This is a genomic window from Clostridium sp. ETTB3, assembly GCF_053571985.1.
This window is the reverse complement of the sequence record NZ_CP199832.1, coordinates 2,577,757-2,590,779: the sequence shown is the minus strand read 5'-3', so window position 1 is coordinate 2,590,779 and position 13,023 is coordinate 2,577,757. Positions and strand designations below refer to the sequence as shown.

The 13,023-nt window shown below is 27.0% G+C and carries 10 protein-coding genes; 7 read left to right on the top strand and 3 right to left on the bottom strand.

The features are described 5' to 3' along the window. Positions 1-2: 2 nt before the first annotated feature. The gene (locus tag ACUN06_RS12390) at positions 3-1,136 is read left to right on the top strand and encodes a M20 family metallopeptidase (protein WP_291731576.1); all 1,134 of its coding nucleotides are present in this window, start codon (positions 3-5) and stop codon (positions 1,134-1,136) included. A gap of 53 nt (positions 1,137-1,189) precedes the next feature. Here ACUN06_RS12390 and ACUN06_RS12385 read toward each other — a convergent pair whose 3' ends face one another. After that, positions 1,190-2,272 (bottom strand): ATPase, encoded by a 1,083-nt coding sequence (locus ACUN06_RS12385; protein ID WP_301953623.1) that lies wholly within the window; start codon positions 2,270-2,272, stop codon positions 1,190-1,192. Positions 2,273-2,619: 347 nt separating this feature from the next. Here ACUN06_RS12385 and ACUN06_RS12380 point away from each other — a divergent pair, with 347 nt between their 5' ends. The 5 genes from ACUN06_RS12380 to ACUN06_RS12360 all read left to right on the top strand — a co-directional run bounded on the left by ACUN06_RS12380 (position 2,620) and on the right by ACUN06_RS12360 (position 8,882). Continuing rightward, on the top strand, positions 2,620-3,468 hold the full coding sequence (locus ACUN06_RS12380; RefSeq protein ID WP_291731578.1) for a transporter substrate-binding domain-containing protein: 849 nt from the start codon (positions 2,620-2,622) through the stop codon (positions 3,466-3,468). 133 nt (positions 3,469-3,601) lie between these two features. After that, positions 3,602-4,282: an amino acid ABC transporter permease gene (locus tag ACUN06_RS12375; protein ID WP_449389903.1), complete on the top strand. Its 681-nt coding sequence runs from the start codon at positions 3,602-3,604 to the stop codon at positions 4,280-4,282. Further along, positions 4,269-4,991: an amino acid ABC transporter ATP-binding protein gene (locus ACUN06_RS12370; RefSeq protein WP_291731580.1), complete on the top strand. Its 723-nt coding sequence runs from the start codon at positions 4,269-4,271 to the stop codon at positions 4,989-4,991. The genes ACUN06_RS12375 and ACUN06_RS12370 overlap by 14 nt, the downstream gene beginning before the upstream one ends. A 134-nt stretch (positions 4,992-5,125) precedes the next feature. Next, the gene (locus ACUN06_RS12365) at positions 5,126-7,804 is read left to right on the top strand and encodes a tetratricopeptide repeat protein (protein ID WP_449389902.1); all 2,679 of its coding nucleotides are present in this window, start codon (positions 5,126-5,128) and stop codon (positions 7,802-7,804) included. Positions 7,805-7,916: 112 nt separating this feature from the next. Continuing rightward, a complete protein-coding gene (locus tag ACUN06_RS12360) occupies positions 7,917-8,882 on the top strand; it encodes an IS30 family transposase (protein ID WP_042403103.1) in 966 nt (321 codons plus the stop codon). Positions 8,883-8,958: 76 nt separating this feature from the next. Here the strand turns inward: ACUN06_RS12360 and ACUN06_RS12355 are convergent, their stop codons facing one another. Further along, positions 8,959-10,134, bottom strand: coding sequence for a cation diffusion facilitator family transporter (locus ACUN06_RS12355; RefSeq protein WP_294368238.1), 1,176 nt, complete (start codon positions 10,132-10,134; stop codon positions 8,959-8,961). 467 nt (positions 10,135-10,601) lie between these two features. Between ACUN06_RS12355 and ACUN06_RS12350 the strand changes: the two genes are divergently transcribed. Then, the gene (locus ACUN06_RS12350) at positions 10,602-11,897 is read left to right on the top strand and encodes a M18 family aminopeptidase (protein ID WP_449389901.1); all 1,296 of its coding nucleotides are present in this window, start codon (positions 10,602-10,604) and stop codon (positions 11,895-11,897) included. Positions 11,898-12,098: 201 nt separating this feature from the next. Here ACUN06_RS12350 and ACUN06_RS12345 read toward each other — a convergent pair whose 3' ends face one another. After that, positions 12,099-12,530 carry a type II secretion system protein gene (locus ACUN06_RS12345; protein WP_294163078.1) on the bottom strand — a complete coding sequence of 144 codons (432 nt, stop codon included), beginning with the start codon at positions 12,528-12,530 and terminating at the stop codon, positions 12,099-12,101. Positions 12,531-13,023: the final 493 nt, after the last annotated feature.

Genomic DNA, 13,023 nt, shown 5'->3' with positions numbered 1-13,023 from the left:
AAATGAGAAAAGTAATATATAATGAAGCTCAATTAATTAAAGAAAAGTTATATGAAATAAGTGATTACATATATAATAATCCAGAATTGGGAAATCAAGAATATAAGGCTGTTGAAGCTTTAACTAGATTTTTAAAGGAACATGGATTTGAAATAGAATGTCCTTATGCAGGAATGGATACAGCTTTTAAAGCTACTTTTGATAGTGGAAAAGAAGGAAAAAATATAGGATACTTATGTGAATATGATGCACTTCCTGAAATAGGGCATGGATGTGGTCATAATATGATAGGTGCTATGTCTTGTGGTGCAGGTGTATCTTTAAGTAAGGTTTTATCTGAAATTGGAGGAAAAGTTATAGTTTATGGAACTCCAGCAGAAGAAACAAATGGAGGAAAGGTTATTTTAGCAGAAGCAGGTGCATTTGATGAATTAGATGCAGCAATGATAGTTCATCCAGATGGTGAAACTAGAGCAAGTGGATCAAGTAGTGCTTTATATCCTATAAGATTTATATATAAAGGTAAAACTGCTCATGCAGCATCTTGTCCAGAAAAGGGAATAAATGCATTAAATAGTGTTATTAAATTATTTAATGGAATAGATGCACTTCGTCAACATGTAACACCAGATGTAAAGATGCATGGAATAATAACTAAAGGTGGAGCTGCAGCTAATATAGTTCCAGGTGAAGCAGTTGCAGATTTTTATTTTAGAGCATCTACGAAGGAGAGATTAAGCGAAGTTGTAGAAAAGGTTAAAAAGATTGCAGAAGGTGCAGCTTTAATGACTGGTGCAACTCTTGAAATGGAAAGATATGAATTACCATATGATGACTTAAAGACTAATGAAAAGTTATCGGAATTATTTAATAATAACTTAAGAGAATTAGGAATTACAGATATAAAAGAAGCAAAAGCAACTGGGGGTTCAAGTGATATAGGAAATGTTAGTCATGTTACAGCAACAATTCATCCTTATATTGGATTAACAGATTGCCCAATGGTAGGACATAGTGTTGAAATGGCAAATTCAACAATAACTGATAAAGCTCATGATAGATTATTAATTGCAGCTTTAGCTATGGCTTATACAGGTTATGATATAATATCAAAGAATATAAATTTAGAAGATTAATTAAAAATGAGTACAATATACTAGTGGGTAATATTGTACTCATTTTATTTTAACTATTCATATTTTTCTAATTTATTAATAACTTTGTTATAAATATTATCAGCAAAAGCAAAATCCATTGCTTTAATATAATAACTTTCTAATTCATCATGAAGTAAATGGGCATTATGAATTAATGAAATTCCCTTATTAATTAATTCATAAAATAAATCACTATTATATTTTATATCATCTTTTTTAGAAGTAGATAAAGCAGATTTAGTATAATCAAATAAGTTATATTCGATTCCAGTATAATTAGCTTGATTAATTTCATTATTTGTTATAATACATGTTGATGTTTCAGGGATAAAGATATGCTCAATTCGCTCAGGTACAAATGGGTCATGCATATATTCAATAAAATAACCTTTCTTTTGACCGCTACTTCCTATGAATTTTAAAATATCAGTTTTCCCAAATCCTGGACCACCAGTTAATACATATTTTTTTTTAAATTCACTACTAAGTTGATCTGCATAAGTAATTATTCCATTAGGTGTAATTGCTGTAGCAAAAAGGTGACGTTCACTTCCATATCCAATTTTATCAGACTTAAATATATTATTTTTTAGATTTTCAATAATATTAGAAATTTTATTAGAATCTAAAGATTCATAATTTAAACTGCTCCAATCATCATGAATACATCTTGCAGACCCTAGATACCTATAAGCTCTTTTGAAGTTTTTACCTATTTCTTTATTTAAATAAATAATTTCTTTTTTGTTTTTGGCAAGCATATCTATATTTAATGCATCACCCATATTAAGAATTTCATCAACAGCTCCAGGGTTAATAGGATCTACAATATGAGGAGAAGTTCCATCTAATAATGCTATGTTTAATTCTTTAATTAGAACACCATCCAAAGAATTAGGATCAGAAGAACAATGATGATATTCTATTGTATATCCTTTTTTAGCAAAATAAGCTCCAACTTTTTTCATAAGTTGTGATTTTCCTGTTCCAGGACCACCCTTTATACAAAGTATACGTTTTGCATCATCTTGAGAAAGTACATATCTATATAAAGAATAAAATCCTTTAGAGGTATTACCACCAGGAAAGAGATGCCTTTCTTTTAACGTTGTCATTAAATTCACTCCTAATAAAAATAGATTATCCATAATATTTTATTCATAATATATTAAAAAATGGACAAAATTCAGTAATTTATTTAAATATTGATTAATTAATGAAAAATAAATATAAGACTTATGCCATAAAATATGCATATAATCACAATAAGATTATTATAAAATTTATTTAAAGTAAGATTTATGCATATAAAACATAGTGTTTATGCATGAATTCTATGTTTTATATGCATAAATATAAAATTTTATAAAAAAGTATTGCATAAATATAATTTAACGGTGTATAATTATGCTGTGGTTAAGGAAGAGTTCAAGAATACATAAAGTTTAAGGGGGATTTAAATATGAAAAAGGGATTAATGAAAAAAATAATTGCTACAGCAGTTTTAGGAATAATGACAATGGGGCTTGCAGGATGTGGTTCTTCTAATGATAAAAATTCTGCTTCAAAAACTGATTTATTAGAAAAGATACAAAAGAATGGTAAATTAGTTGTGGGAATGAGTGCTGATTATGCACCATATGAGTTTCATTATATAGATGAAAATGGAAAAGATGTTATAGGTGGATTTGATGTTGATATAGCAAATGAAATTGCAAATAAAATAGGGGTTAATTTAGTAATTCAAGAAATGGATTTTGATGCTTTAGTATCAGCTTTACCAGCAGGAAAGGTTGACCTTGTAATTTCAGGAATGAATCCAACTGAAGAAAGAGCTAAAGTGGTAGATTTCTCAGAAGTTTATTATAATTCAAAACATGGAATATTAGTTAGAGCTGAAGATGCGGACAAGTATCAAACATTTGCAGATTTAGAAGGTGCAAAAGTTGGAGTACAATTAGGTTCAACACAAGAAAAAATAGCAAAAACAGAAATTCCAAATGTAAATTTGCAACAATTATCTAATATTAATAATTTAATTTTAGAATTAAAAGCTGGAAAGGTTGATGCAATAGTTATGGAAAAGCCAGTTGCAGAAATGGCTGTTAAAAGCAATCCAGAATTAGCAGTAGGAAAACCAATATACGAAGAACAAACAGGTGGAAATGCAGTTGGTATTGCTAAAAATAATCCACAATTATTAGCAAAGGTTAATGAAGTTATCACAGAGTTAAATGAATCAGGAAAAATGGATGAATATATAGAAAAGGCTAATGAATTAGCAGCAACAGCAAATATTGTTGAAGAATAATAAATATTATAAATATAAGATAATAAAAATAAGGGGAATTTAGAAATATAAAATTTAGTTATAGCAGAGTCTAATATGGTATAGGCCCTGCTAAATAGTAAATTTTATTATAGAAAAAATAGGAGGATAAAAAATGCATTTTGATTTTAGTTTTGTACCAAATTATTTGCCTTATTATCTTGAAGGTGTTAAATATACATTATTAATTTCTTTAATTACAGTATTTTTTGGAGCTATATTTGGATCTTTATTATTTTTTATGAAGACTTCAAATTTTCATGTTTGGAAAATCAAACCTTTAAAGATATTAGCAGTAATTTATATTGAAATAGTTAGAGGAACACCAATGTTATTACAAATCTTAATTATGTATGCAGGCTCTAAGATGTTTTTTGGAATAGATTTAAGTCCATTTACATCAGCAATAATAGCAATTGCTTTAAATTCAGCAGCATATGTATCTGAGATAGTAAGAGCTGGTATAGAAGCAGTTGATAAAGGACAAATGGAAGCAGCAAGAAGTTTAGGGATGAAGAAAAGCACAGCTATGATGTTAATTGTAATACCACAAGCTGTTAAAAATATATTACCTGCTATAGGTAATGAGTTTGTTGCAATAATTAAGGAATCATCAATGGCATCAATAATTGGTGTTAATGAATTAATGTTTGCAGGTAAAGTAGTTGTAGGATCTACATATTTAGGATTAGAACCATATATAGTAGCTGCAGGTTTCTATTTTATTATGACATTTACATTAGGTAGAATAATATCTCTTATAGAAAGGAGAATGAAAAAAAGTGATTCGTGTTAATAATCTCCATAAAAGTTTTGAAAAAAATGAAGTTTTAAAAGGAATAAATGAGCATATAGAAAAAGGTGAAGTTGTAGTTGTAATAGGACCATCAGGTTCAGGAAAAAGTACATTTTTAAGATGCTTGAACCTATTAGAAGTTCCAACTTCAGGAGAAATAATTTTTGAGGGAAAAAATATTACTGATAAAAAAGTTGATATAAATAAAATTAGGGAAAAGATGGGCATGGTGTTTCAACAATTTAATCTTTTTCCACATAAAACAGTATTAGATAATCTAACAATAGCTCCTATTAAGGTTAAGGGAGTTAGCAAGGCTGATGCTGAAAAGAAGGCAAAAGAGCTTCTTGATAGAGTTGGATTGCTTAATAAGGCAGATGCATACCCATCATCTTTATCTGGTGGGCAAAAGCAAAGAATAGCAATAGCAAGGGCATTAGCTATGGACCCAGATGTTATGTTATTTGATGAACCAACTTCTGCATTAGATCCCGAAATGGTTGGTGAAGTTTTAAATGTTATGAAGGAACTTGCCAAGGAAGGTATGACAATGGTTGTTGTAACTCATGAAATGGGATTTGCAAGGGAAGTTGGAGATAGAATTCTTTTTATGGATAAGGGAAATATAATGGAAGAGGGAACTCCTGAAGAAATATTCTCAAATCCAAAGAATCCAAGAACAATAGACTTTTTATCTAAGGTATTATAATAAATTATATTTAATAAACAAGTTATTATAGAAAAATAATTTGTTTATTTTTATTTTATAAAAAAATATTATTAATAAAGATATTAACCATATAATAAACTAATAGTAGGAATAATAACAATTTTGGAGGCCATATGGATAAAAGCTTTAATTATGATTTTCTAAAATTGGAGTTTAATGATATATATGAAGATTTAAATAAATTAAAAGATCAAACTAATTTAGAAATGATAAATAAAGAAGTGAATGATGTAATAAATGATATTATTTATTATATTTCTAAACAAAATAAAGTTTTATATGATGAAAATGAAGAATGCTTAAAAAGATTAGAAGTATTAAAAGAAATAGGTGTTATTCCTAATGAAATAGTAGAAAAGATAATATTATGGGGAAAAATAGTAAAGAGTAATGTTAATAAAACAGATATAGAAATAAAAAGTAGTGTAGGTAATGAAAATAATAGAGAAAGTGTTGAGCAAGGCTTAAATGAAAGTAAAAGCATTGATAAAAATCATGAAAAAGAGGAAATTAAAAAATTAAAACTTATATATGAAGTTTTAGTTTGGTTTGTAATTAATTATGGTAGTGAAAATTATTCATTATTTTTAGAAAATTTATTGGAAGAAGAAAAAGAAATCTTTAAAAAGTATTTAAGAAAGTCAACGTTAATTACTAATAATGATTTAAAAAGTAATAAGTCTATGATGATTAATTTTTCAGATATAGAAGAAAAAGAAATAGAATTATCACATTCCTTAGTTGAAGAAGGCGAAAAATATTATTTTGGAAGAGGAGTAAAGAGAAATTATAAAACAGCATATAAATATTTTTTGGAAGCTGCAAAGTTTAATGATGAATATGCTGAAAGTTATTTAGGATTATTTTATGATAGAGGAATTGGAATATCTAGAAATTATGAAATAGCATATCAGTGGTATTATAAAGCAGCAAACAAGGGAAATGCTTTTTCACAGTATTCAATAGGAGTTTTATATGCAGAAGGAAATGGATTGCCAAAGGATTATTATAAAGCCTTTATGTGGTTTCAAAAAAGTGCAGAAAATGAATATGCAGCAGCATATTATCAGTTGGGACGATGTTATTATAATGGGTTAGGTATTGAAAAAGACTTAAATACTGCATTTAAATGGCATAGTAAAGCTGCAAAGTGTAATTTTCCAGCATCACAATATGCATTATCATTAATGTATAAAAATGGAGAGGGATGTGAAGAAAATTTAATAAGAGCTTATTATTGGATGGAAAAAGCTGCTGAAAATGACTATGAAGATGCATATTATATAATTGGAAGGTCTTATTTAGAGGGAATATACATTGAAGAGGATTATAAAAGGGCATTTAATTATTTATCTAAGGGCTATATTGCTTTAGATACTAATTGTATAGAATCATTGGCTGAAATGTATTTAAAGGGTTTGCATGTTAAAAAGGACTTATATTCCGCAATAGAACTTTATAATAAAGCAATAGAATTTGGTGATAAGAGTATTTACTTTAAACTTGGAAAGTTGTATGAAGATGAGGGACTTATTAATCAAGCTATTTCAACTTATGAAGAGGGGCATGAAGAAGGGAATTTAAAATGTACTCAAAGACTTGGAATAATGTATTACAATGGAGAAGGAATTGAAAGAAATTTAGAAAAAGCAATAGAATATATTGAATTTGCAGCAGCAAGGAAAGAGCCTCATGCGATGTATGTTCTTGCAGTTGCATATTTAAGATTAAATAAATTTGGAGAAAAAACAACAGAAATAGTAAAAAGATTATTAAAGGAAGCATATAGGCTAAATTCACCTTATGCAGCTGATTATTTAGCATCTATTATGATAAATGAATTAAGTGAAAAGAAGGATATAAATAGGAGTGAATTAGTTGAATATATTAAATTTGGAGTAGAATATGAATTAAAAGAATCAATTTTTAAGTTTGGATATATATATGAAAAAGGTATAGGTGTAATGCAAGATTATGAAAAGGCTTATCAATATTATAACCTTGCAGCAGAAAAGAATTGTATTAAAGCAATGAATAAGCTTGGAGATTGGTATAAGAAAGGAATATTTTTATCTAGAAATATAAATTTAGCTATTAAATGGTATGAAAAAGCAGCTAATAAAAATGATATAGATGGGGTAGAAAATCTTATACAAATATATGAAAAAGGAATTGGAAACAAGAAAAATGATATTAAGGCAATTTATTATGTGTTTAAGTTAATAGATTTAGATGTATTAAAAGGAAAAGAAAGATTAATATATTATTGTTATAAGGGAATTGGAATTGAGGAAAATAAAGAAAGAGGAAATGAGTTAATTAATGAAATAGAAGAAATAGATAAGGGAACAGCAAATTTTATTAAAGCAAATTTAGGAGAAAATAATTTAATTAATATGAGTAAAGATGAAATAATAAATTTATATAAGGATGGAATAGATCTTGGAAATTTAAATTGTTATGGAAATCTTGCTGTTTTTTTATATGAAAATGATTTATATGATAGTGATAAATATAAAGAATTATTTAATATTGCAATGCAAGGAGAACACTTGGGTGTAAAGAAATGTGAATATATATATTTAAAGAAAAAGCTTAAAGAATTTGAGATAAGTAGTATAGTAACAGTTGAAGAATTAATTATTATTAAAAAATTGACTAAACTTTTAAATAACGGTGTTTATAAAGTTATTGATGAATTGATTAAATGGTATTCTAAAAGAAGGCCAGAGGAAAAGACTGAATATTATAAATTAATGGAAGATAAAATTTATTATAATTTAATTATTTGATAAATTACAATATCAAGTGCAACACTAATTAATTGCAAAAAAATAACCCATACGGGTACGTTCATGTTAAAGTAATAATTGACTAGAAAACCACTTTAAAGGACGTGACTGTATGAGCTATAAACATATTACTATAAATGAACGTTGTTGTATAGTAGAATATTTAAATTTAGGATGGAGTTTATCTAAAATAGCCAAAGAACTCAACAGAAATAAATCAAGTATTTCAAGAGAAATTAAAAGAAACAATCTTAATGGAAGATACAAAGCTCATGTAGCTCAAGATAAATATGAAAACAGAAGAGTTAAATGTAAACCTCATGGAAAAATTGCTAACGCTTCGTTAGTAAACTATGTTCAAGAAAAGCTAAATAATCACTGGTCTCCAGAACAGATTTCAGGTCGTCTAAAACTTGAATTTAATAAACAAATAATTTCATTTAGCACTATATACTCTTGGCTATATAAAGGTATTTTGGAGCACTGTTCCGTTGACCTGCTTCGCAGGAAGGGTAAATCACTAAAACCAAGAGAAACTCGAGGTAAATTCAATATAGGGAAAACAATAAGTCAAAGACCTAAAGATGTAAGAAAAAGATTAGATATTGGACACTGGGAACTTGATACTATTGTTTCAAGTAGGGGAAAATCTAAGGCGTGTCTTTCAACTTTCGTTGAAAGAAAAACACGTTTAACAAAAATCAGAATAATGCAAAATAGAAAAGCTTCTACTTTTAATGAACATTGTATTATTGCATTAGGCAAATTTGGTAGGAATAATTTAAAATCATTGACTGTAGATCGTGGTAAAGAATTTGCTGGATATTTAGAGTTAGAAAATAAATTAGACTTAGATGTGTATTTTGCTGATGCTTACAGTTCATGGCAAAGAGGAACTAATGAAAATACAAATGGCTTGATTAGAGAATTCTTTCCTAAAAAATTTGATTTTTCTACTATAAATCAAAATCATGTTGATATTGTTGAGGATATTTTAAATAATAGACCACGGAAATGTCTTGGATACAAGACACCGTTAGAAGCATTTAACGAAGAACAAGCTAAGTGTTGCACTTAGCTTGACAATTCGTCATTTAAAAAAAATGACTCAATTTAAAAGAGAAATAATTACTTTTAAATTGAGTCAAACTATTTTATAATGCTAAATCTAAAGTTATTATGCAATTATATTTAGGAGCATGTAATTTGATATCAGCTTCTATTTGTGATAATAGTTTTTCTGGAGAATTTGATTGATTAAGCTTAGAAGGATAAACTTCTATATCAAAAACAAGATTTTTTTTATCATTTTCCCCAACAACTCTAAAATCATGAAATGATTTTACTGCATCATATTTATTTAAAATTGATATGACCATGTTTCTAGCTTCAATTATTTCATCTGTATCAACACAAATAGGATCCATGTGTATGACTAAATAAATATTGAGTTTTTTTGAAATTTCTCTTTCAGCAGTATCTATAATATCATGAATTTTCATAATATCTATATTGCTAGGAATTTCAGCATGAATTGAAGCCATAATTCTACCAGGTCCATAATTATGAACGACTAAATCGTGAATTCCAGTAATATTATCGTAAGACATAACCATATTAATTATATCATTTACTAATTCTGGATCAGGTGGTTCTCCTAAAAGAGGACTAAGTGTTTCTTTAATAAGAGAATAACCAGAATAAACTATAGCTAATGCAACAATTATACCTATGTATCCATCAATAGGAAGTGTTGTAAATTTAGCTATTAAAAAAGAAATAACAACAGTACTTGAAGTAAAAACATCACCCATTGCATCAGTTGCAGTTGCTTTTAATGTTGAAGAATTAATTTTATTACCAATGGATTTGTTAAACTTTGAAAGCCATAATTTAAAGCCAATTGAAATTAGCAATAATAAAAATGGAATAGTTTCAAATGATACTGGAGTAGGGGTAATTATTTTTTGAAAAGAAGTTTTAACAAATTGTAACCCTACAAGCATAACCATAAAGGAAACTACCATTGCAGTTATATACTCTATACGTCCGTGTCCAAAAGGATGCTCAGCATCAGCAGGTTTATTTGCCATTTTGAATCCTATGATAGTTATTATAGAAGAAGCTGCATCTGATAAATTATTGAATGCATCAGCTAAAATTGAAACTGAGTTAGAAAGTAATCCAACTGATAATTTAATTAAAAAAAGTAATGAATTAGTAATTATTCCAATTATACCAGCAAGATTAGCGTAAGATTCTCTTACTTTTACATCAGATATGTTTTCAGGTTCTTTAATAAATTTTTTTATTAAAAAGTTAGAGATCATAAAAGTCCTCCTATGTTTATTTTAATTAATTTATACAAATAAAATTGTATTTAAAAAGAAAGTTTATTATATAATGCTAATTTAATGAAATATAAAAGTCAACGGTAGGACATAAAATTTTAAAAATTAAGGCTACTATGAAGAGCATATTAATTAAATGTATATGTATTTGTTATAGGAGAATGTTGTTATGATTTAAGTATTGGATTTTGTTATAGGAAAATGTTGTTGGAATTTATGATTAGATAAGTTTATAAATGAAGTTACTGATTTGTCTATTTTTATTATTACTTAAAATTTTATATTGAGGTTCTGTTATATCAAAATGTTGTTAACAACATTTTGATATAACAGAATAATAAGACCTAAAGAAATATATATTAAAAGGTTATAAGTTCAAATGAGTTGAGAAAAAATAACAAATGAAGTATAGTAAATATATACATTAAGTAAAGGAGTAAATAACTATGGAAAGAAATCTAGCAATAGAATTAATAGACTTTTTATATGATAGTCCAAGTGCATGTCATGGAGTAAAAGCTACTCAAAGGATATTAAATGAAAATGGGTTTATTGAAATAAAAGAAGAAGATAAATGGGATTTAAAATCAAAGGGTAAATATTATGTTATAAAAAACGACTCAGCATTAATTGCTTTTGAAATAGGTAGTGAAGATATAGAGCAAGTTGGTTTTAGACTTATTGGAGCACATACAGATGTACCAGGATTTAGAATAAAGCCAAATCCTCAAATGATTACAGAAGGAAGATATGTTAAATTAAATACTGAAGTTTATGGTGGACCAATACTACATACATGGTATGACAGACCTTTAAGTATTGCTGGTAAAGTTGCATTAAAGAGTAAATCTCCAATAAAGCCAGAAATAAGATTAATAAATATTAACAAGCCATTATTAATAATTCCAAGCTTAGCTATTCATATGAATAGAGAAGTAAATGAAGGATATAAAATAAATAGACAAGTTGATACTTTACCTTTATTAGGACTTATAAATGATAAACTTGAAAAAGAAGATTATTTAATGAACATTCTTGCTCAAGAACTTAAGGTTAATAAAGAAGATATATTAAATTTTGAATTAGGATTATATGAATATGAAAAAGGGTCATTAATAGGAATGAATGAAGAACTTATTTCTTCAGGAAGATTTGATGATTTATGGATGGTATTTGCTGGTGTTAAAGCATTGGTAAATAGTAAGGAAAATAAGGCAACTAAGGTTATGATTTGCATTGATAATGAGGAAATAGGAAGCTTAACAGCAGAAGGGGCTAATTCTACATTATTAAATAATATCTTAGAAAGAATTACTATTGGATTAGGAAAGGATAGAGAAGGATATTATAGGGCTTTATCTAAGTCTATAATGATATCTGCTGATTTAGCACATGCTGTTCATCCTAATTTAGGAGATAAGCATGATCCTACAAATAGGCCAGTTCTTGAAGGAGGTCCAGTATTAAAAATTGCTGCATCTGGAAGCTATAGTACAGATAGCTTTAATGGAGCTGTATTTGCTGGAATTTGTGATTCTGCAGGTGTTCCATTCCAAAAATTTGTTAATAGATCAGATGTTAGGGGAGGAACTACAATAGGACCTGTAACAGCTGCAAATTTAACTATTCCAGTTATTGATATGGGGGCACCAGTTATTGGAATGCATTCAATAAGGGAATTAGCAAGTGTTAAGGATAATTATTATACTATTAAAGCATTTACTGAATTTTTTAGTTTATAAGATAATTTATTGAAATTTTTTAAAGTGAGCTGTGTAAAGGCTTGTAATATAGATATGTTACAGAAGCCTTACACAGCTTTTTATTATAAAATTTATTATATAAATTAATTTTAATATTATGTTAATTTAATTGTGAAATTTTGTATAAATAATTGCTATATAAGTTATTTTAAGTAATACAGTTTAATATCATAAGAAGTGTTATTCTATAGTTATTGTTCCTTTAGAACTATCTGTATTAGAAATAGTAATAGTGTTATCATTTAATGTAAAATCATGATTTTCAGTATCAAGAAGTAATTTACATTGAGCAACTGTTGCATTTCCTAGTTTCTTTAAGCTATCTTTTTCAATAGGTAAATTATCCCCTTGAAGATCAGAACCTATAGTTTCATTTTCATTTTTAGTAGTAGATTTATATTTTACTGATTCATATGCAGTAACAATTGATTTTGCTTCATTTAAAATGCTTACCTTTTTAGCTTGAGTAATATAGTTACCAAATCTAGGAATAAATGCGGCTGAAAGTATTGCAATAATAGCCATGACAGCTACAAGCTCAATTAATGTAAATCCCTTCTTTTTGTTTTTTAAATTTGATTTGATTTTAAAAAAGTTAATTATTGTTTTCATTACACATCTCCTTTAAATAAAAAATTTAACTTTTAGGCCTAAATAGTCTTTAGAAATTATTGACCAAAAGCAAAATATATATTCAAAAAAATAATATTTATAAAATTTTATAAAAATATGAATAAATTAAATTAAAAAAGGATAAAACATTAATAAGAGGTAACAAGTAATAAATTTTAAAAATTATTTATAGTGAAGATAGTTATAAATAATTAAATAGAAGCTAATCATAATATGTTTGTTATGCCTCGCTACTGTTTTAAAAATTTATATAGTGTTATCTCTTTAAAAGATTTTGGGCTATTAGCTTAAGAGTGGTATAGCGTATCTTTATTATTTTAATATTGAGAAAATATCGATTTATCTTAAGTAAAAGAAATGTTAGAAAGAAAAGCTTTATAAAAGAACATGATGGTTCAAGACGTATTTTAATATTATTGCAAAATAATATTAAGCATAATTTCGGATATTTTCATTTACACATACTGCATTA

Coding starts and splice junctions, on each gene's coding strand:
- ACUN06_RS12390 (WP_291731576.1), top strand. CDS start 3: ATGAGAAAAGTAATATATAATGAAGCTCAATTAATTAAAGAAAAGTTA.
- ACUN06_RS12385 (WP_301953623.1), bottom strand. CDS start 2,272: ATGACAACGTTAAAAGAAAGGCATCTCTTTCCTGGTGGTAATACCTCT.
- ACUN06_RS12380 (WP_291731578.1), top strand. CDS start 2,620: ATGAAAAAGGGATTAATGAAAAAAATAATTGCTACAGCAGTTTTAGGA.
- ACUN06_RS12375 (WP_449389903.1), top strand. CDS start 3,602: ATGCATTTTGATTTTAGTTTTGTACCAAATTATTTGCCTTATTATCTT.
- ACUN06_RS12365 (WP_449389902.1), top strand. CDS start 5,126: ATGGATAAAAGCTTTAATTATGATTTTCTAAAATTGGAGTTTAATGAT.
- ACUN06_RS12360 (WP_042403103.1), top strand. CDS start 7,917: ATGAGCTATAAACATATTACTATAAATGAACGTTGTTGTATAGTAGAA.
- ACUN06_RS12355 (WP_294368238.1), bottom strand. CDS start 10,134: ATGATCTCTAACTTTTTAATAAAAAAATTTATTAAAGAACCTGAAAAC.
- ACUN06_RS12350 (WP_449389901.1), top strand. CDS start 10,602: ATGGAAAGAAATCTAGCAATAGAATTAATAGACTTTTTATATGATAGT.
- ACUN06_RS12345 (WP_294163078.1), bottom strand. CDS start 12,530: ATGAAAACAATAATTAACTTTTTTAAAATCAAATCAAATTTAAAAAAC.